Annotated in this window: 17 protein-coding genes and 1 riboswitch; of the genes, 5 read left to right on the top strand and 12 right to left on the bottom strand. The window is 50.8% G+C overall.

The features are described 5' to 3' along the window. Positions 1–73 precede the first annotated feature (73 nt). Positions 74–2140: a glycine--tRNA ligase subunit beta gene (gene glyS, locus GOU96_RS12775; protein WP_267782178.1), complete on the bottom strand. Its 2067-nt coding sequence runs from the start codon at positions 2138–2140 to the stop codon at positions 74–76. Between the two features lie 14 nt (positions 2141–2154). Further along, positions 2155–3072 (bottom strand): glycine--tRNA ligase subunit alpha, encoded by a 918-nt coding sequence (gene glyQ / locus GOU96_RS12780; RefSeq protein ID WP_001174901.1) that lies wholly within the window; start codon positions 3070–3072, stop codon positions 2155–2157. 213 nt (positions 3073–3285) lie between these two features. Then, a riboswitch (yybP-ykoY riboswitch) is annotated at positions 3286–3395 on the top strand. A 92-nt stretch (positions 3396–3487) separates the two neighbouring features. Between glyQ and GOU96_RS12785 the strand changes: the two genes are divergently transcribed. Together GOU96_RS12785 and GOU96_RS12790 are read left to right on the top strand one after the other, a co-directional pair. Continuing rightward, a complete protein-coding gene (locus GOU96_RS12785; RefSeq protein ID WP_267782176.1) occupies positions 3488–4048 on the top strand; it encodes a TMEM165/GDT1 family protein in 561 nt (186 codons plus the stop codon). 98 nt (positions 4049–4146) lie between these two features. Further along, complete coding sequence (locus GOU96_RS12790; protein ID WP_142741377.1) at positions 4147–4404, top strand: hypothetical protein; 258 nt, start codon at positions 4147–4149, stop codon at positions 4402–4404. A gap of 86 nt (positions 4405–4490) precedes the next feature. On the opposite strand, the gene tusA is transcribed toward GOU96_RS12790, so the two are convergent. Then, on the bottom strand, positions 4491–4739 hold the full coding sequence (gene tusA, locus GOU96_RS12795; protein WP_000143766.1) for a sulfurtransferase TusA: 249 nt from the start codon (positions 4737–4739) through the stop codon (positions 4491–4493). Positions 4740–4874: 135 nt separating this feature from the next. On the opposite strand from tusA, the gene GOU96_RS12800 reads away from it, so the two are divergent. Beyond that, positions 4875–5060 carry a hypothetical protein gene (locus GOU96_RS12800; protein WP_000958278.1) on the top strand — a complete coding sequence of 62 codons (186 nt, stop codon included), beginning with the start codon at positions 4875–4877 and terminating at the stop codon, positions 5058–5060. 161 nt (positions 5061–5221) lie between these two features. On the opposite strand, the gene GOU96_RS12805 is transcribed toward GOU96_RS12800, so the two are convergent. The 6 genes from GOU96_RS12805 to ilvG form a co-directional block, all read right to left on the bottom strand. Next, positions 5222–6202 carry an MDR family oxidoreductase gene (locus GOU96_RS12805; RefSeq protein ID WP_000481249.1) on the bottom strand — a complete coding sequence of 327 codons (981 nt, stop codon included), beginning with the start codon at positions 6200–6202 and terminating at the stop codon, positions 5222–5224. 241 nt (positions 6203–6443) lie between these two features. Next, a complete protein-coding gene (gene ilvA, locus GOU96_RS12810; RefSeq protein WP_258502263.1) occupies positions 6444–7976 on the bottom strand; it encodes a threonine ammonia-lyase, biosynthetic in 1533 nt (510 codons plus the stop codon). A gap of 3 nt (positions 7977–7979) precedes the next feature. Then, positions 7980–9821, bottom strand: a complete 1842-nt coding sequence (gene ilvD, locus GOU96_RS12815; protein WP_258502261.1) for a dihydroxy-acid dehydratase — start codon at positions 9819–9821, stop codon at positions 7980–7982. Positions 9822–9830: 9 nt separating this feature from the next. Further along, positions 9831–10769, bottom strand: coding sequence for a branched-chain-amino-acid transaminase (gene ilvE, locus GOU96_RS12820; RefSeq protein ID WP_000201999.1), 939 nt, complete (start codon positions 10767–10769; stop codon positions 9831–9833). Positions 10770–10780: 11 nt separating this feature from the next. Then, on the bottom strand, positions 10781–11065 hold the full coding sequence (ilvM, locus tag GOU96_RS12825) for an acetolactate synthase 2 small subunit (RefSeq protein WP_001190201.1): 285 nt from the start codon (positions 11063–11065) through the stop codon (positions 10781–10783). 11 nt (positions 11066–11076) lie between these two features. Beyond that, positions 11077–12723, bottom strand: a complete 1647-nt coding sequence (gene ilvG / locus GOU96_RS12830) for an acetolactate synthase 2 catalytic subunit (RefSeq protein ID WP_267782169.1) — start codon at positions 12721–12723, stop codon at positions 11077–11079. A 533-nt stretch (positions 12724–13256) separates the two neighbouring features. Here ilvG and GOU96_RS12835 point away from each other — a divergent pair. Together GOU96_RS12835 and GOU96_RS12840 are read left to right on the top strand one after the other, a co-directional pair. Further along, positions 13257–14780 (top strand): YifB family Mg chelatase-like AAA ATPase, encoded by a 1524-nt coding sequence (locus GOU96_RS12835; RefSeq protein WP_000521788.1) that lies wholly within the window; start codon positions 13257–13259, stop codon positions 14778–14780. 89 nt (positions 14781–14869) lie between these two features. Continuing rightward, a complete protein-coding gene (locus tag GOU96_RS12840; protein ID WP_000881901.1) occupies positions 14870–15754 on the top strand; it encodes an acyltransferase in 885 nt (294 codons plus the stop codon). Positions 15755–15830: 76 nt separating this feature from the next. Here GOU96_RS12840 and GOU96_RS12845 read toward each other — a convergent pair whose 3' ends face one another. The 3 genes from GOU96_RS12845 to ccoG are packed head-to-tail and all read right to left on the bottom strand — an operon-like array spanning position 15831 to position 18922. Then, positions 15831–16433, bottom strand: coding sequence for a thiol:disulfide interchange protein DsbA/DsbL (locus tag GOU96_RS12845; RefSeq protein WP_000732281.1), 603 nt, complete (start codon positions 16431–16433; stop codon positions 15831–15833). A 30-nt stretch (positions 16434–16463) separates the two neighbouring features. Beyond that, positions 16464–17450 carry a serine/threonine protein kinase gene (locus GOU96_RS12850; RefSeq protein ID WP_258502598.1) on the bottom strand — a complete coding sequence of 329 codons (987 nt, stop codon included), beginning with the start codon at positions 17448–17450 and terminating at the stop codon, positions 16464–16466. A gap of 47 nt (positions 17451–17497) precedes the next feature. Further along, a complete protein-coding gene (gene ccoG / locus GOU96_RS12855; RefSeq protein ID WP_258502596.1) occupies positions 17498–18922 on the bottom strand; it encodes a cytochrome c oxidase accessory protein CcoG in 1425 nt (474 codons plus the stop codon). Positions 18923–19208: the final 286 nt, after the last annotated feature.

Genomic DNA, 19208 nt, shown 5'->3' on the forward strand with positions numbered 1-19208 from the left:
GCGCGAGCAAAAACAAAGCCCAACTCAAAAGAGTTGGGCTTAAAGTTTGTTGACGAAATTATCGTGCTGCAGATTATTTTTGCAGCAGCGAAATGTCAGCAATTTGTAGGAACAGGTTACGCAGCTTGTTGAGCAGCGTTAGACGGTTCTTCTTCAGTGCTTCATCGTCAGCCATCACCATCACGTTGTCGAAGAAGGCATCGACAGGCGCGCGCAGGCCAGCCAGTTTGCTCAGGGCTTCTTGGTAGTTGCCGGTTGCAAACGCAGGTTCTAACGCTTCTGCCATGATTTCGACGGCTTCAGCTAAGGCTTTTTCCGCATCTTCTTGCAGCAGAGCGAGATCGATTTCTTCACCCAATTCGCCATCGTACTTAGCCAGAATGTTGCCTACACGCTTGTTAGCAGCAGCCAGTGCTTCGGCTTCTTCAAGAGCGCGGAAATGCGATACCGCTTTCACTCGCTGATCAAAGTCAGCGGGTTTGGTTGGGTTACGCGCCAGTACCGCTTGGATGATGTCGATGCTAAAGCCGGCATCTTGGTACCAGGTTGGGAAACGGCCAAGCATAAACTCGATCACTTCCTGCTCAACGTTAGCATTCGTCAGGCGGTTACCAAACAGGGATCTGGCTTTGGCGATCAAATCCACCAGATCCAACTGGTAGCCGTACTCAACCAGAATACGCAGCACACCCAGTGAAGCACGACGTAGCGCAAAGGGGTCACTGCCTTTCGGCGCTTGGCCAATACCAAAGATACCGACGATAGTATCGAGTTTGTCAGCCATTGCGACAGCGGCAGAAACGCCACGGCTTGGCAGCTCATCACCCGCAAAACGTGGCATGTACTGCTCGTTCAGCGCAATCGCCACTTCTTCTGCTTCACCATCGTGACGCGCATAGTGCATACCCATCACGCCTTGGGTGTCGGTAAATTCAAACACCATCGAGGTCATGAGATCACATTTTGCCAGTAGGCCTGCACGCTTAGATTTCTCTACGTCAGCACCGATCTGCTCTGCGATGTAGCCTGCCAGTTCAGTAATGCGGTCGGTTTTGTCTTTAATCGTGCCGAGTTGCTGTTGGAAAATCGCGTTCTCCAGCAGAGATAAGCGATCCACCAATGGGCGCTTGCGGTCAGTATTAAAGAAGAACTCTGCATCTGCCAGACGTGGACGAACCACCTTCTCGTTACCTTCCACAATATGGCGAGGCTCTTTCGATTCGATGTTCGAAACGAAGATGAAGTTAGGCAGTAGTTTTTTGCTCGCGTCATAGACTGGGAAGTATTTTTGGTCACCTTTCATGGTGTACACCAAAGCTTCTGCCGGAACTTTGAGGAATTTTTCTTCAAATTTTGCCGTCATCACCACTGGCCATTCCACCAGCGAGGTCACTTCTTCTACCAGCGCATCTTCCAGATCCGCGATACCGCCGAGCTGCTGAGCCGCTTGTTGTGAGCCTTCGATGATCATCGCTTTACGAGTCGCGTAGTCAGCGATGACTTTACCGCGTTCTTCAAGGATCGCAGGGTACTGCTCAGCCGATTCGATGGTGAATTCCGCTTCACCCATAAAGCGGTGACCACGGAGGGTGCGTGCAGAAGCAACACCCAAGATTTCGCCTTGGATCAGTTCGCTACCAAACAGAATGGTCAGTGTTTTCACTGGACGGATAAATTGGGTTTCTTTATCGCCCCAACGCATCGGTTTCGCAATTGGCAGGTTAGCCAGTGCTTTAGCTGCCATTTCTACAACTACAGAAGCGGTTTGTTGGCCTTGCACTTGTTCTTTGAACAGCAGCCATTCGCCCTTGTCTGTGACGAGACGTTCTGCTTGCTCTACCGTGATACCATTGCCACGCGCCCAGCCTTCAGCGGCTTTGGTTGGCTTGCCATCGGAATCAAACGCAACGTTGACTGCTGGGCCACGTTTTTCAACGACGCGATCCGGTTGGCTTTCTGCCAAATTGGCCACTTTCAGTGCCAAACGGCGTGGAGTGGCAAACCAAGTTACGCCTTCATGGGCGATGTCGGCGGCGGCCAGTTCTGCTGCAAAGTTCGCCGCAAAGGCTTCAGCCAGTGTGCGCAGTTGCTTTGGTGGCAGCTCTTCTGTGCCTAGCTCAATTAAAAATTCTTTTGCCATGTGACGTCTTCCCCTTACTTCTGTTCTGACTTCTTACACATAGGGAAGCCCAGAGCTTCACGGGATGCGTAATAAGCTTCGGCGACCGATTTGGTTAGGTTGCGAATGCGCAGAATGTAGCGCTGACGCTCAGTCACTGAGATCGCTTTGCGTGCATCGAGCAAGTTGAAGGCGTGTGCCGCTTTCAAAATACGCTCGTAGGCTGGCAGAGGCAGTGGCTTTTCAAGCTCTAGCAGGTATTTACACTCTTTTTCGCACTGGTCGAAGTAAGTGAAGAGGAAATCCACATCCGCGTGTTCAAAGTTGTAAGTGGATTGTTCAACTTCGTTTTGGTGGAAGATGTCGCCGTAAGTCACTTTGCCCAGTGGGCCATCGGTCCAGACCAGATCGTAAACCGAATCCACGCCCTGAATGTACATTGCCAGACGCTCAATACCGTAAGTGATTTCGCCGGTCACAGGCTTACACTCAAGACCGCCAACTTGCTGGAAGTAAGTAAACTGAGTCACTTCCATACCGTTTAGCCACACTTCCCAGCCAAGACCCCAAGCACCTAAGGTTGGGTTTTCCCAGTTGTCTTCCACAAAGCGGATGTCATGCACACAAGGGTCAACGCCCAGTACGCGCAGTGAACCTAGGTACAGCTCTTGAATGTTGTCTGGTGAGGGTTTGATGATCACCTGGAACTGGTAGTAGTGCTGCAGACGGTTTGGGTTTTCACCGTAGCGGCCGTCAGTAGGGCGGCGTGAGGGTTGAACATACGCGGTTGCGATAGGTTCAGGGCCTAATGCTCGTAAGCAAGTCATCGGGTGAGAAGTACCTGCACCCACTTCCATGTCGAGAGGTTGCACAATAGTACAGCCTTGTTGGGCCCAATAATCCTGCAGCGCGAGGATCATACCCTGAAAGGTTTTGATGTCGTATTTTTGCATAGTCAGGTTCGCGCGATTCTTCTGTCTGAATTGATAAAAAATAACACTGAAGTATACCCAGATATTCCCTGACAAAGTAGCGGAAATCTTGCTGAATTAATCGACAATAATTTCTTTTACGCTCATTTTTCCCGACTTTTGTGCCAATTTCTCTCTGAGTCATGGAAAAGTGGGTAACGAGGGTTGCGATTCTGGATTCCGGTGGTTAGAATTCGCTCCGTCTTTGGGGAGTAGCTGGTCGCTAAGTTTTCAACTTGGTGATTCACACATCAACATATTTGGTACTCAATTACCATGGTGTGTGAGACCTGAGCCTTCAGGTTTAGCAAGACCTTAGACAAACAACGCGAACTGGGATAGGGCGTGATTGTTTGTCTACGGTTCGATAATAAATCCCTGTCCCACAGAGCATGTCATGAGCGTTTTAGCTATTTCGATTACTACTGTGGCTTTAGCCGAGATCGGGGATAAAACCCAACTGTTATCCTTGTTACTCGCCAGTCGTTACCGTAAACCCATTCCGATTATTGCCGCCATTTTTCTTGCGACGTTAGCCAATCATGCACTGGCCGCTTGGTTAGGTGTGGTGGTGGCGGATTATCTTTCTCCCGACATTTTAAAATGTGTGTTGGTGGTCAGTTTCCTTGCGATGGCGGGTTGGGTTCTCATCCCAGATAAATTGGATGGAGAAGAGTCTATCTCTACTCGCGGTCCTTTTGTGGCAAGTTTTATTGCCTTCTTTATGGCTGAAATTGGCGATAAAACCCAAATTGCCACCTCTATTTTAGGGGCGCAGTATGCCGATGCCCTCAGTTGGGTGATTGTTGGGACGACCTTAGGTATGTTGCTTGCGAATGTTCCAGTGGTGCTGATTGGTAAATTGTCCGCCGACAAAATGCCGCTGGGTTTGATCCGTAAAGTAACGGCAGGGTTATTCTTGCTCATGGCACTGGCTACGGCGTTTTTTGAGTCGTAACGCGCGGATTTCGACTGTGCAGCGTGACCTATCACCCATCCTGATGTGGATTATAATGCTAGGGTATGAGCAGGGTTCAAGAGTAAGAGGACACCATTATGCTGACTCGTTACATGGGGATGACACCAAAAAGCCAGAGTTACTTATTCAGTTTGGGCTTAGTGTTAACGTTACTCGGTATGGCGTTAACCGATTTATGGATGCCGATGGTGGTGGGCGCGATTGTGATGACGGCGTTAGCGGTCGAATCTTGGATTCGCGTTGCCCATATTATTCCGCTGCACGATGAAGTGCGAGCGCTGCAAAAACAACTCAATAGGTTGCAAGCAGAGCTGCGTAACCTCGAAGAAGAGTAAATCAGATTGCTATCAAAAAAGACTGCCTCGGCAGTCTTTTTTATTGTCATCCCTAAACCACCGCTTTTAGCAGTGGTGATGGTTTGCTAGGCCAACCCTTTTTTAATCAGGTACTGATAAGGCAGTTGGTCGATCCGCGCACCGAGTAATTGGTGATCCATAAAGCGGCAAAAACTCGGAATATCACGCGTGGTGGAAGGGTCATCGGCCGTAACCAATAACACTTCGCCGTCTTGCATCGTACGAATGGTTTTCCTGACCATCATCACTGGCTCTGGGCAGCGTAATCCTTCTGCTTCTAAAGTATGCGTGGCAATGTTCGGATTGAAAGTCATGCTAAAACCTGTTGGGTGTCACAATTAAGGCGTAGATGATACTGGTGGAGAAAAATTATTCAATAATCGCTTGGCAAAAGGATCATTTTGTTATAACTTCTTTAACAAGTTAGTAACAAGTTAAGCGAGGGAATGATGTTAACCACACTCGATAGACTGACCATCTATGCCGTTTTGTGTTTTATTTCCTTGTGTGCTTTGGGCTTGGGAGAGACCACACAAGCTCAGTTGATGCCAGTGTTAGGTACCGCTGCCTCCATCTTTGGTATTTGGCTAGAGATGCGCAGTGAACAAGACACCACTCAGCAACCACATCGTTAACCAACGTGACTGACTACGCTCAATTACATTCCGACACTATCCCCATTTTTCTTGGGCTTCCCCGCTGAAAGGCGGGATTTTTTTGCCTGCCATTTAGACGTTCAAATGAGAAACCCGCCAACAGCGCGGGTTTCTTTCCATTCGAATCAATACGTTTTGGCTTAGAGTTTAACGACCACGCGGCCTGTCACTTGGCCATTAGTAATCGCTTCGGCGTATTCTGGTACTTGTGACAAGCTGATTTCGTGGCACGCTTGAGCGTAGTAGCTTGCAGGCAACAACTCCGCCAGCTTCTTCCATGCAGCAAGGCGTTTCTCGACAGGGCAAGAGACGGAGTCAACGCCCTGTAAACGTACATTGCGCAGGATAAATGGCATGACTGTGGTCGGCAGATCAAAACCACCCGCTAGACCACAAGCGGCAACGACCCCGTTATAGTGCATTTGTGCCAGCACTTTTGCTAACACTTTACTGCCTACGGTATCGACCGCACCAACCCAGAGCTGTTTTTCGAGCGGTCTGGAGGCTTCACTAAATTCTTGGCGATCGATAACGCGCGAGGCACCGAGTTGTTCTAAAAGAGGGCCATTCTGTGCTACGCGTCCTGTCACCGCCACGACCTTATAGCCAAGCTGAGCAAGTAAAGTGACGGCGACAGAGCCGACACCGCCACTGGCTCCGGTGACTAAGATTTCGCCATCTTCCGGTTTGATGCCACCGTCAATCAGCGCCTGTACACACAACATGGCGGTAAAGCCTGCAGTACCAATCATCATGGCTTGCTGGCTGGTTAAGCCTTGTGGCAATTTCACCAACCAATCGGCATTTAATCGCGCTTTTTGCGCCATGCCCCCCCAATGATTTTCACCTACACCCCATCCGGTCAGAACCACGGCATCACCGACTTGATAACGCGCATCGGCTGATTCCAAGACTGTGCCTGCAAAATCAATCCCCGGAACCATAGGAAATTCACGGATAATTTTGCCTTTGCCAGTAATGGCGAGGCCATCTTTGTAATTGAGTGAAGAGTAGTTGACCGCTACCGTCACATTGCCTGCGGGCAGCTGATCATCGTTAATTTGAGTGACCGTCGCGTGAGTGATTTTGTCTTGTTGAGTAAGCAGCAACGCGTTGAACATATGGGATTTCCCTCTGTTATGCCTTTTCTACCTGAATGGACAAGTAGTCGGGTATGGATGGTAAAGCCAAGCGAAAGCGAGGAGTATGCCAGCCTATCTATAGAGCGGACTGGATATAGAACAAGTTTTAGCAAGAATTGTTCAGGAATGAAATGGTTGATTTTTCAACACTTGACCTTGGCCACTTCGCTCGATGCTGATGGCTCGCCGATAAAGAGCCCCACATAAGGTGGGGCGAAGATTATTTAGCTAGGAAGAAACGATACGCAGGGTTATCGGTTTCATCTTTATAGCGATATCCGAGTTCAACCAAATGCTCTGAAAAGCGCACCAGGTCTGGTGTATCCAGTTCAAAACCACACAGTACGCGGCCGTAGTCTGCGCCGTGGTTACGGTAGTTGAACAAGCTGATGTTCCAGTGGGTGCCGAGCATGCTCAAGAATTTGAGTAGTGCACCGGGGTATTCAGGAAACTCAAAGCTGTACAAACGCTCGGTCAGTGGTTTGGAAGGGCGACCGCCAATCATGTAACGAATATGCAGCTTGGCCATTTCATCATCGGAGAGATCTTGCACCGGATAGCCTGATTGGCGCAGCTCGTGAATGATCGATTTCAGCTCTTCTGGACCGCCGACTAAACGCACCCCGACAAAAATATTGGCCAGTTGGTCGTCACTGTAACGGTAGTTAAATTCGGTGACGGCGCGGTTACCAATAATTTGGCAGAAGTCGAAAAACGCCCCTTTGCGCTCTGGAATGGTCACCGCCAGTAAGCCTTCGCGTTTTTCACCCAGTTCACAGCGCTCCGACACATAACGCAAACCGTGGAAGTTGGTGTTGGCGCCAGAAAGTACCGTCCCCAACTGTTTGCCTTTGAGCTGCTGCTGTTCGGCAAATTTCTTTAGTCCCGCCAGCGCCAATGCGCCAGAAGGTTCAGCGATGGCGCGCGTATCTTCAAAGATGTCTTTCACCGCCGCGCAGATTTCATCACTGGACACCGTCACGTGGCCATCAATGTATTGCTGGCAAAGGCGAAAGGTTTCATCGCCAATTCGTTTTACTGCGACACCATCAGCAAACATGCTGACTTGATCCAGCACCACAGGTTTACCCGCATCTAAGGCTGCTTTGAGGCAGGCAGAGTCTTCCGGTTCAACCGCGATGACTTGGATCTCCGGCATCAACTGTTTGACCAGAACCGCCACTCCCGCCGCTAAACCACCGCCACCGACCGGCACAAAAATGTAATCCAAATGACCGTTTTGCTGCAGCATTTCCATGCCAATCGTGCCTTGACCGGCAATCACCAAAGGGTGATCGAACGGTGGCACAAAGGTGTAGCCTTGTTCTTTGGCTAGACGTTCTGCTTCAGCTTTGGCTTCATCGAAATTGCTGCCGTGCAGCAGCACTTCGCCGCCAAATCCGCGTACCGCTTCAACTTTAATGTCCGGTGTGGTGCGTGGCATGACGATGGTGGTTTTGATGCCAAGTTTCGTTCCTGACAGCGCCATACCTTGGGCATGATTACCTGCGGAAGCGGCAATTACGCCCGCGACTTTTTGTGCTTCGCTGAGGTGCGACACCATGTTGTAAGCGCCGCGCAGTTTAAACGAGTGTACTGGCTGGCGATCTTCACGTTTGATCTGCACTTGGTTACCAATGCGCGCCGAAAGACGCGGCATGGTTTGCAATGGCGTGACGTTCGCGACCTCATACACCGGAGAGCGCAAGATCTGGCGCAGATACTCTGCGCCAGTTTGATTGGTTAACCCCATGGCTTAGCCCTCAAGTTTGGACTTATCGCGCACTGCACCTTTGTCGGCGCTGGTTGCCATGCTGGCATAAGCTTTTAGCGCCAAAGAAACGGTACGCTGGCGATCCACTGGTTTCCAGCCGAGTTTATCTTGCTCAGCGTGGCGAGCCGCCAGCTCAGATTCGCTGACTTCCAGCGTGATCGAACGGTTTGGAATATCAATCGCGATGCTGTCGCCACTGCGTACCAAGCCAATCGTACCGCCATTCGCGGCTTCCGGAGAGGCGTGACCAATCGACAAGCCGGACGTGCCACCCGAGAAGCGACCATCAGTCAGTAGCGCGCACTGTTTACCCAGTCCCATCGATTTGAGGTAGGTGGTTGGGTAGAGCATCTCTTGCATGCCCGGACCGCCTTTTGGCCCTTCATAACGAATAACCACGACGTCACCGGCTTTGACTTGGCCGCCAAGAATACCGTTGACCGCATCTTCCTGACTTTCATACACCACAGCAGGGCCACGGAATTTGAGGATACTTTCATCCACGCCAGCGGTTTTTACGATGCAGCCGTCAATCGCCAAGTTGCCTTTGAGTACGGCAAGGCCACCATCTTGACTGAATGCGTGCGCTTTATCGCGAATACACCCCTCTTGGCGATCGTCATCGAGCGTATCCCAACGGCAATCTTGTGAGAAAGCTTGAGTGGTGCGAATGCCAGCAGGGCCTGCGCGGAACATAGTATGTACCGCTGGATCTTGGGTTTGTTTCACATCGTATTGCGCCAGCTGCTCTTGCAGCGAGATGCCTAGTACGGTGCGGGTTTGATCCTTGAGTAGGCCTGCACGTTGCAGCTCACCCAAAATGCCCATTACACCGCCCGCGCGGTGTACATCTTCCATATGGTATTTCTGAGTGGAAGGCGCGACTTTACATAAGTGTGGCACTTGGCGAGACATGCGATCGATATCGGTCATATCAAATTCCACTTCGCCTTCCTGCGCAGCGGCTAACAGGTGTAACACCGTGTTGGTGGAGCCGCCCATCGCAATATCCAGTGCAATGGCGTTTTCAAACGCGGCTTTGTTGGCAATGTTGCGTGGCAAAACTGAGGCATCATCCTGTTCGTAGTAACGTTTGGTCAGCTCAACAATCCGTTGCCCTGCGGTCAAAAATAGCTGTTTGCGATCGGCATGCGTGGCGAGCAGTGAGCCGTTACCCGGCTGAGAGAGACCCAGCGCTTCGGTCAAGCAGTTCATTGAGTTGGCGGTAAACATCCCCGAGCAAGAGCCACAAGTAGGACAGGCCGAGCGCTCGATCTGCTCACTTTGGGCATCCGATACTTTGGGGTCAGCGCCTTGCATCATGGCATCGACCAAGTCGAGCTTGATGATTTGGTCAGAAAGCTTGGTTTTTCCCGCTTCCATCGGGCCGCCAGAGACGAAAATCGCCGGAATATTAAGGCGCATCGCCGCCATCAGCATTCCCGGAGTAATTTTGTCACAGTTGGAAATACACACCATGGCATCGGCGCAGTGCGCATTGACCATGTATTCGACGGAGTCGGCGATCAGTTCACGCGATGGCAGCGAGTAGAGCATGCCGCCGTGGCCCATGGCGATGCCGTCATCGACCGCAATGGTGTTGAATTCTTTGGCAATGCCGCCCGCGGCTTCAATTTCGCGTGCGACCAGTTGGCCGAGATCTTTTAAATGCACATGGCCGGGAACAAATTGAGTGAAGGAGTTGACCACCGCAATGATCGGCTTGCCAAAATCTTCCTCTTTGACGCCAGTGGCGCGCCATAATGCGCGCGCACCCGCCATGTTACGTCCGTGTGTGGTGGTGGCGGAACGGTACTTAGGCATGGAAACTCCTTACTTCGCTGCTGGGTAAACGTAATCCAACCAGCCCCACTTATCTTCTGTGGTGCCTTTGAACAGACCAAAGTAAGCATCTTGTACTACCTTGGTGATTGGGCCGCGCTTGCCTGCGCCTACGGTAATCTTATCCACGCTACGCACGGGAACCACTTCGGCGGCGGTACCTGTCATGAAAATTTCATCGGCCAGATAGAGGGCTTCACGCGAGATGTTGGCTTCGCGCACTTCATAACCCATGTCGCGTGCCAGCGTCATGATCGAATCACGGGTGATACCCGGCAGGATAGAGCTGGTGGTCGGTGGGGTCAGGATCACGCCGTTTTTCACCACGAAAATGTTTTCGCCCGCGCCTTCAGAAAGATAACCATCCACACTGAGCGCAATGCCTTCCGCGTAACCGTGGCGACGTGCTTCACCGCCAACCAGTAGAGAAGATAGGTAGTTACCACCCGCTTTTGCCGCGGTTGGAATGGTGTTCGGTGCCGCGCGATGCCAGCTGGAAACCATGGCATCCACGCCATTTTCTAGCGCTTCTTCACCGAGGTAAGCCCCCCAAGGGAAAGCGGCAATCATCAGATCCATTTCGGTGCCAACCGGTGGACACACGCCAAGACCCACGTTACCCACATACGCCAGTGGGCGAATGTAAGCGTTATCGAGTTTGTTGACGCGTAAGGTTTCGCGCGTCGCTTCCATGATGGTCTCAATCGAATAAGGGATTGGGAAGCGGTAGATTTTGGCTGAATCAAGCAGGCGCTGCGCGTGTTCGCGATGGCGGAAGATGATAGGGCCTTTTGGGGTGTTGTAGCAGCGAACGCCTTCAAACACCGAAGTGCCGTAGTGCATTGCATGGGTGAGTACGTGAACGGTCGCATTCGCCCATGGGATCATCTCGCCATTGAACCAAATATAATCAGCAGTTTTTGTTGCCATGATTGCCTTCCTTATGCGCAAATCTTTTGTTGTAAGTTGTTATTGGGCAGCTCGTCATTTCTGATCGCTGTGACTTCCACAGTACGCACATCCCACAGTTTTTCAATTTGATTGGTCAGGGTCGTGATCGGTCTGTCACTGTCGACAATGATCTCAACGCTGGCGATTTTGCTTTCATGATTTTGGGTTGCCGCGACTTGCTTGATGACAAAACCACGATGACGCGTCACGCGCAACACGCGCTCTAATAACACCGGTTTATCGTCCGCTTTAATATCGAGTAGATAACGTTGCATGTGGCCTCTCCTTAGGTGTTCTCAAGCATGTCGGTATTGGATGCGCCCGGTGGCACCAGTGGCCACACGTTCTCTTCTTCATCAATCAGCACGTGCAGCAGATAAGCGGTTTTGCTGGCCAGCATTTCACGCAGCGCAGGTTCGACTTCTTCTTTGCGGCTGATGGTTTTGCCGGGGATGTTGAAGGCTTTGGCCAGCATCACGAAATCTGGGTTGTCATCCAAAATGGTTTCGCTGTGGCGACCATCAAAAAACAGTGATTGCCATTGGCGCACCATGCCCAAACGTTGGTTATCCAGTAGCACCATTTTGACGGGGATCTGGCGACGCTTCAGTGTGCCAAGTTCTTGCACGTTCATCATGAAAGAACCATCACCACTGATCAGGATCGATTGATCGTCAGGACGCGCGACCGCAGCCCCCATTGCCGCCGGTAAACCAAAGCCCATGGTGCCAAGGCCTGCGGACGAGATGAAGTTTTGTGGTGCGCGTGGCTGAATGTGCTGCGCGGCCCACATTTGGTGTTGGCCGACATCGGTCGAGACAATCGAAGAGTCCGGCATCATGTCCGACAGTTGCTTGAGCAGCAGGGGGGCGAAGATGTTGTCGCCCGGATGATCGTAGCGCCATTTGAACCCGCTACGCAGGCTCTCACTATGATGCACCCAAGGTGAAATATCGTGGCTCAGTTCCAACTGCGGCAGGATGAGGTTGATATCACCGCGCAGTGCAGCATGGGCATGACGCAGTTTGTTGAACTCGGCGGCATCGATATCGATATGGATCACTTTGGCATGAGGCGCAAAGGTATCGAGCTTGCCTGTCACGCGGTCATCAAAACGCGCACCAACCGCGATCAGCAAATCACACTCTTGCACGATCAGGTTTGCCGCTTTGGTGCCGTGCATGCCGAGCATGCCAAGATAGTGTGGGTCGTGACGCTCGATGGTGCCCAAGCCTTTGAGTGTGCTGACTGAAGGCATAGGATTGAGGCGTAAAAACTCACGCACTGTGTCTGTGGCATTTGCCAGTTGTACACCGCCACCGACATACAATACAGGGCGTTTACTTTGCGCGAGCAGAGCTTGTGCGTTGGCTAGCTGTGTAGCATCCACATGTGGCATGGCGGGTGGAGTAAAGCTTGGCAAAGCGGAAACCGGCGCTTTGCCGAGCTGTACGTCTTTGGCGATATCTACCAGTACTGGGCCGGGACGGCCAGTTTTTGCAACTTCAAACGCTTCTGCCAGAGTCGGTGCCAGCTCGTTGATATCGGTGACTAAGTAGCTGTGCTTGGTACAAGAGAGCGACATGCCGATCACATCCATCTCTTGAAACGCATCAGTACCAATGTGTGAGCTGGCAACTTGGCCAGTGATGGCGACGAGCGGAACCGAATCAAGAAAGGCATCCGCCAAACCTGTCACCAAGTTGGTGGCGCCGGGGCCAGATGTGGCCATGCACACCGCCACTTTCTGCGTTGAGCGCGCCATACCAATCGCGGCCATGGCCGCACCTTGTTCATGGCGGCAGAGGATGTGCTCAACACCTCCGTCATACAGCGCATCATAAATCGGCATGATAGCGCCGCCAGGGTAACCAAAAACGGTTTTGATGCCCTGTTGTTTCAATGCGGCAACGACTAACTGTGCTCCGGTCATCGTGCCTCCTTATGGCAACAATACGTGTCGCTGCCTTCCTGTGTGTTGTGTTTGCACTTCATGTGCCGCTCCCATTCTTCCTGCGTATTCTGGGGATATTCCAATGGATAAGTACTGACCTGTATCTATCCGAGCTTGGGTATAACCTGTTCAGAATGTGCTTTTTTTAGTCTGTCTGAGTTGTAAAAAAACCCCCGGACTTTTCAGTGCGGGGGTTTTTTTGGATTTGGTTACTTATTTTTCGCCCACTCGCCCCCGCGTCGTCACTAGAATGACCACGATAATTAGGTTAATTAGAGCGTTGATGCGAGCGTTCAAGTTCATAGTAAAGTCGTTTTTTAGGGTTGAACTAATATCTTACCAATGTGTTTGCGCTTCTAGTGTTAACACACATCTTCGTTACATGACAAGCAAAAACTCATTCTTTTTTCACATTCCCGTTTTATCTCACCACGCTATATAACCCATTCTGTGCTTTTTATCGCCACTTATTCAGGCGCTGAAGGCTTTTTGATCAAATACTAAGGGATGCAATGGGACTTGCGATCATTCATAGCCGCGCCAGTATTGGCGTGCAGGCACCTCCGGTCACGGTTGAGGTCCACATCAGTAACGGGATGCCGGGGTTTACCTTGGTAGGATTGCCTGAAACCACAGTAAAAGAGTCGCGCGATCGGGTGCGCAGCGCGATCATCAATTCTCGCTTTGAGTTTCCAGCGAAGCGCATTACGGTCAATTTAGCCCCAGCCGATTTACCCAAAGAGGGGGGACGTTTTGATTTGCCGATTGCACTTGGCATTTTGGCGGCCTCGGATCAAATTGCGCGAAATAAGCTCGAAAGTTACGAATTTATCGGCGAATTGGCGCTATCGGGCGAAATTCGTGGCGTGAAAGGGGTTTTGCCTGCCGCGCTCGCGGCTAACCAAGTGGAGCGCTGTTTGGTGGTGCCGCACAGTAATGGTGATCAGGCGGCTTTGGTCGGGGTTGAGCGGCATAAGTCGGCGCAAAGCTTACTCGAAGTGTGCGCGGACTTGTGTGGTCAGCAAACTCTATCTTTGTTTCAAAGTTCGCCCAGTGTGCAACAAGTAAGTCAGACGCGCGATCTGCAAGACATCATAGGTCAGCAGCAGGGAAAACGAGCTTTGGAAATCGCTGCGGCTGGCAATCACAACCTATTGTTTCTCGGTCCTCCGGGGACGGGTAAAACCATGCTCGCTTCACGGCTGTGCGATTTACTGCCAGAAATGAGTGATGAAGAGGCAATGGAAACAGCCTCGATTGCCTCTCTTACGCAGCAAGAGATTAACCAACACAACTGGAAGTTACGCCCTTTTCGTGCACCGCACCATTCAAGCTCAATGGCGGCTTTAGTCGGGGGCGGCACCATTCCGCGCCCCGGTGAAATTTCTCTCGCCCATAATGGGTTACTATTTTTGGACGAAATGCCGGAGTTTGAGCGTAAAGTGCTTGATTCACTGCGTGAACCGCTGGAATCGGGTGAGATCGTGATTTCTCGCGCGCAGGGGAAAACCCGTTTTCCAGCACGCTTTCAATTGGTCGGCGCGTTAAATCCAAGCCCCACGGGCTACTACGAAGGCAGTCAGGCGCGTGCCAATCCGCAGAGTATTTTGCGCTATTTGAGTCGGCTTTCAGGCCCTTTGTTGGATCGCTTTGATATGTCGATTGAGATCCCAGCGTTACCCAAAGGTACGCTCGCCAATGGGGGCGATCGTGGTGAATCGACGGCGGCTGTGCGCCAGCGAGTGTGGGTAGCGCGTGAGCGTATGTTGGCGCGATCGGGCAAAGTGAATGCTTTGCTGCAAAGTCGAGAAATTGAACAGTATTGCCCTTTGCTTAAAGCGGATGCGGAATTTCTAGAAAGCGCGCTGCATCGCTTGGGTTTATCTATTCGAGCTTACCACCGGATCATTAAAGTGGCGCGAACCATAGCGGATTTGCAAGGTGAAGCGCAGATCGCTCGTCCACATTTGGCCGAGGCGTTGGGCTATCGAGCCATGGATCGCTTACTCAAACAGCTCAGTGCGCAGAACGTCTAGTACTCTGACCTGCAGAGTTCATGTTTCATTACGATGACAAGTTTGTATAATCACACGCTGTTTTTTTACTCATCTTTGAACTGAGAACTATGTTGGCTTACTTGCTCCTTGCGCTGAATGTGACCGTGGTGGTGTTAAATTCGGCCTTTCATTCGCTGCTGATCTGCTTGATTGCTTTGATTAAACTGTTGCTGCCGTCAGCCGCATGGAAAGCGCAGGCGACGCAAGCGGCGAATTGGGTGATGTGGTCATGGGCGAGTGTGAACGCTTGGGTTTTGCAGCTTTCCAACCGCGTGGAATGGGATATTCAAGGCGGTGAAACCCTGACTAAGCAGGGATGGTATCTGCTGATTTCCAATCACTTGAGTTGGACGGATATTGTGGTGCTGTGCTGCGTGTTTAAAGACCGTATCCCAATGCCGAAATTTTTCCTCAAGCAGCAACTGCTGTATGTGCCTTTCATTGGTATGGCGTGTTGGGCGCTGGATATGCCGTTTATGCGCCGCTATTCGCGTGAGTATCTGCTGCGCCATCCGCACAAACGCGGCCAAGATTTAGCGACGACGCGCCGTTCGTGCGAAAAATTCCGCGCCGTTCCTACCACTGTCGTGAATTATGTGGAAGGGACACGTTTTAATTCACAGAAGCAGCAACGTAGCGGCGTGGGATATCAGCATGTATTGCAGCCGAAAACCGGTGGTATTGCCTACACGTTAGCTGCCATGGGTGAGCAGTTCGAGCATATTATTGATGTGACTTTGGCCTATCCGGATAACCGTCAACAGCCGTTTCGTGATTTATTGATGGGTCGTATGCAGCGCATTGTGGTGCACATTGATTTGCTACCGGTGGATGAACAGGTACAAGGTGATTACTTCAACGATAAGCAGTTTAAGCGTCAGTTTCAGCTCTGGCTGAGCGAGGTGTGGCAGCGTAAAGATCAGCGATTAGAGCAGATTTACAAAGCCGATTAGCACTGAGAGGCTGATAAAGCGAAGGGAGCCATGGGCTCCCTTTGTCTTTTTCTCAATACCGAATCATGGGTTGAGATTACTTCAGTGTCAGCAGGTAGTTTACTAGAGCAAAATATTCGTCGAGGGATTTGACGGACTGACCTTGTACCAAATAACGGTTGTTAACAACAACGGCAGGTACACCGGTTAGGCCGCTATCTTGGAACTGTTTATCGAAACGGCGCACCATAGAATCCACGGCAAAGCCGTTGTAAGCCGCATCAAATTTCGCCGCATCAATTCCTTCATCTAGGAAGATTTGGCGCAGTTCTTGTTCATCTTTCGGTGGCTTACGCAGAGTGTGGATGCGGTTAAACATCACTGGCACCATTTTATCTTCCACTTCCAGAGCAATCATGGTTGCGTACGCTTTGCTCATCGCTTGACCCATGTTACCACCCATGAAAGAGACGTGGTTTTTCTGGAATTTCGCGCCTTCAGGCAACTGCTGCTTCAACTGAGCAATGATGGGTTCGAAAGTGTTACAGTGCGGGCAGTAGAATGAGAAAAACTCACTGACGACTGGTGAAGAAGAGGCGGGTGTTTTTAACACTTGGTAGTGTTCACCTTCTTTAAATTGAGCCGCATAGGCTGACACGCTTAACATCAGAGTTGCAACCAGTGCAAACAGCTTTTTCATGACTTTCTCCATTGGATTTATTGTGTTGGCTTACCACTGCGGCTGCAATGATAACGGGGGTTCTTGTAAAGTGGCAATCTGCTCTTTAAAAGCGAGGATCTGATTCTCCCAGTATTTCGCGTCATTAAACCACGGAAATGCGATTGGAAAAGCCGGATCTTGCCAGCGTTTGGCGAGCCATGCCATGTAGTGCACCATGCGTAGACCACGTAAAGGCTCGATTAGTTTCAATTGTTGAGGATTAAAATCGCAAAACTCTTGGTAGCCTTCCAAAACGATATCTAATTGGATCAGTTTGTCTTGGCGATCACCATGCAACAGCATCCAGAGATCTTGAATGGCAGGGCCGTTGCGTGCGTCATCCAGATCGACAAACATCGGGCCATCGCGCCATAAAATATTGCCGGGGTGGCAGTCTCCGTGCAGACGGATCTGAGGCTGGGTGGGTACCCAATGCTGCTTGATTTCAGCAATCAAAATATCGAGATCGTGAAAAAACACCCGCTGCAAATGGGCAGGAATGCAGTGACTGTACTCCAAGGTATGTCTGGGTTGATGTAAGTATTCATCCTGCGACAGAGTTGGGCGGTGGAGAAAGGGTTTACTTGCTCCGACTTTGTGAATGCGCCCCAGAAAGCGGCCAACCCACTCTAAGTGTTCCTCATTATCCACTTCGTATTGGCGACCGCCCATGCTGGTAAACAGGGCAAAACGGTAGCCTTGATAGTGGTGTAGCGTCGCGCCATTGAGTCTCAGTGGCGGGACGATCGGGATCTCTTCTTGTTCCAGTTCGAGCGCGAAATCATGCTCTTCTTGGATCTGCTCATCGGTCCAGCGCTGTGGGCGATAAAATTTCACCACAAAGCGGCGACGCTCTTCATCGCTAAACTGGTAGACGCGGTTTTCATAGCTGTTGAGTGGCAAAAAGCCTGACTCAGCACGAATGCCGATACTTTCCAGCGCGTACCAAATCAGATCGGGAGTTAAAGCATCAAAATGAAACGTGGCTTGGGTCATTGAATAAAAAGGGCTCATTACTGAGCCCTTTACCATACTGGTGAGTGTCAGAGCTTTTGAATAAATCGGCTCTCGACTTCAAGGGTAAATTGGTGGCTTTCGTCGTGCAGTATAAACTGAATTGTCGTGACCGCAGAGCTGAGATTTTCTGGTTTGGCTCCGAGCGTCATCGGGAGATTGAGTACTTCACCCGGTTGCACAACCACACTTTGTTTGCCGTACCAAGAGACTGGATCCAATCCTTTAACCGACAGCTGATAGGTCTGTGGCTGCTGGGTTTTGTTGATCACTTTGAGGTTGTAAGTGTTTTCAATTTCGCCCGAGCTGTTGGTTCTAAACAGTTGAGTGCGATCGCGAAGAACGGTTAACCCCGCGGGATCCACGGCGGCCACTTGAGCAAAGAACAAGCCAATCATGACCAAGAACACCGCTCCATAACCGAGCAGTTTGGGGCGCATCACTTTGGTGTGTTTGCCAGAGAGGCGATGTTCTGTGGTGTAGCTGATCAGCCCTTTCGCGTAGCCCATACGTTCCATGGTGTTGTCACAAGCATCAATACACGCACCGCAGTTGATGCACTCATACTGCAAGCCGTCACGAATATCGATACCGGTTGGGCAGACTTGCACGCAGAGATCGCAATCAATACAGTCGCCTAAACCGAGTGCTTTGGGATCCGCTTTGCGAGAGCGTGGCCCACGTTGTTCGCCGCGCGCGACATCATAGCCGACAATAAAGGTATCTTTATCGAACATGGCGGATTGGAAGCGCGCATATGGGCACATGTGGATACACATGATTGAGCGCATCCAGCCTGCGTTACCGTAAGTGCAAAGGGCAAAAAACAGTACCCAAAACACCGGCCAGAACGCGGCACTTAAAGTAAAGAAGTCGATCACCAGTGCGCGAATGGGCACAAAGTAGCCGACAAAAGTGAAACCAGTGACTAAGGCAATCGCCAACCAAGCGATGTGCTTTAAGGTTTTACGCGCCACGAGTTCTGCTGCCATCGGACTGTTGTCTTGCTTACGTCTTTTGTTGGCATTGCCTTCGAGTTTTTCTTCAAACCAGATGTACATAAACGTCCACACGGTTTGCGGGCAGAGATAACCACACCAGACACGGCCTAAGAAGGTAGTGATAAAGAACAGGCCGAAGGCGGCGATCATAAACAGCAGCGCCAATAAGGTCAGATCTTGCGGGTAGAGTGTGGTTCCGAAGAAGTTAAATTGCTGGTTGCCAATATCAAGCAAGATGGCTTGCCGATCGCCATAAGAGATCCAAGGAACCAATCCAAACAACAGCAGCAGAAACCAGCCACCATAACGGCGCAGTTTCTGGTAGGTTCCTTTACTTTCACGAACATAGATGCGATTACTTGGGTTAAAGCGATCCCCGCCTTGCCCTTTATGGGTCTTGGGGTTGAACACTTTGGGAGTCACATCTTTAACATCGATTTTATCCTGACTCATGACACTATCCTTTTCAGGCATTCGGTGTGATTTCTTTTGTTCACACTCAAATACATTGCTCATTCCCTCTTAAAGGCTGATGTAAGAGGGGGCTGATGGTTTTTTAGGCCGTAAGTATAGCGTCAATCAAACGTTTATTTCTTTAAGGCAATCAACCTTTAACAACAAATTTCCTTACAATTCTTCACCCTATTAACGACTTGATAAAAAAAGCGGCTTTAGCCGCTTCCTCATTTTGGGGTTGGATCTGGGCTGCCGAACGTTATACCTTTCCTACTTGAAGCTG

This window comes from Vibrio sp. R-1 (assembly GCF_035615595.1).
GTDB classification, from domain to species: Bacteria; Pseudomonadota; Gammaproteobacteria; order Enterobacterales; family Vibrionaceae; genus Vibrio; species Vibrio cholerae.